Annotated in this window: 1 protein-coding gene; it reads left to right on the top strand. The window is 69.9% G+C overall.

The features are described 5' to 3' along the window. Nucleotides 1-1,418, top strand: a 1,418-nt coding sequence (locus tag D7Y13_RS41435; RefSeq protein ID WP_500683195.1) for a helix-hairpin-helix domain-containing protein, incomplete at both ends; no start/stop codon positions are given.

Below are 1,418 nucleotides of genomic sequence, written 5' to 3'. Positions count from 1 at the left end.
GGGGATCCTCTGTCAGGGGCGGGGCAGCGCGGCGAACTCGGCGGTCTGCTACGCGCTGGGCATCACCGCCATCGACCCGGTGCGCATGGGGCTGTTGTTCGAGCGCTTCCTCAGCATGGAGCGCCGGGAGCCGCCGGACATCGACGTGGACTTCGAACACGAGCGCCGCGAGGAGGTGCTCCAGTACGTCTACGCGAAGCACGGCCGCCACAAGGCGGGCATGGTGTGCGAGGTCATCTGCTACCGGGGCCGGCTGGCGCTCCGGGAGGCGGGCAAGTCGCTGGGGTTGTCGTTGGATCAGGTGGACCGGCTGTCGCGGGTGGCCTCGGCGCATGGCTTCCAGGTGACGCCGGACGTCCTCAAGGAGGCGGGCCTGTCCCCCACGGACGGGCGGGTGTTGAGGACGCTGTCGGTGGCGAAGGAGCTGGAGGGCGTGCCCCGGCACCTGTCCATCCACGTGGGTGGCTTCGTGATGACGCGCGAGCCGCTGGTGGACCTGGTGCCGGTGGAGAACGCGGCGATGCCGGGGCGCACCGTCATCCAGTGGGAGAAGGACGACATCAACGCGGTGGGCCTGTTGAAGGTGGACCTGCTGGCGCTGGGCATGTTGACGGCGCTGTCGAAGTGCTTCGCGTTGATCCGCCAGCATCACGGCCGTGAGCTGTCCCTGGCGACGGTGCCGCCGGAGGATCCGAAGGTCTACGACATGCTGTGCGAGGCGGACACGGTGGGCGTGTTCCAGATTGAGAGCCGCGCGCAGATGAACATGCTGCCCCGGCTGCGGCCCCGGGAGTTCTATGACCTGGTGGTGCAGATCGCCCTCATCCGGCCAGGGCCCATCGTGGGCAACATGGTGCACCCCTACCTGCGCCGCCGGCATGGCCAGGAGCCGGTGACGTACCCGAGCGAGGCGGTGCGGGGCATCCTCCAGAAGACGCTGGGCGTGCCGCTCTTCCAGGAGCAGGCGATGCGGCTGGCGATGGTGGCGGCGGGCTTCAGCGCGGGGGAGGCGGACGGGCTCAGAAGGGCGCTCAGCCACAAGCACGCGGAGGAGCGGATCCTCCCGTACCGGGGCCGGTTCGTGGAGGGCTGCGAGGCGCGCGGCTACGCACGCCCCCAGGCGGAGGAGTGGTTCAACCACTTCCGGGGCTTCGCGCACTACGGGTTCCCGGAGAGCCATTCCGCGAGCTTCGCGTTGATTGCGTATGCGTCCAGCTGGCTGAAGTGCCACTACCCGGCGGCGTTCACGGCGGCGCTGCTCAACTCGCAGCCCATGGGGTTCTACGCGCCGCACACGTTGGTGGCGGACGTGCAGCGGCACGGGGTGGAGGTGCGGCCGGTGGACGTGCGCCGCTCCAGTTGGGACTGCACGTTGGAGGACGGGGCGCTCCGGCTGGGGTTCCGGATGGTGCGGGGGC

The organism is Corallococcus praedator (assembly GCF_003612125.1).
Classification (GTDB): domain Bacteria; phylum Myxococcota; class Myxococcia; order Myxococcales; family Myxococcaceae; genus Corallococcus; species Corallococcus praedator.
Note: the sequence above shows the minus strand (reverse complement) of the source record. Positions and strands in the feature narration are given on the sequence as shown.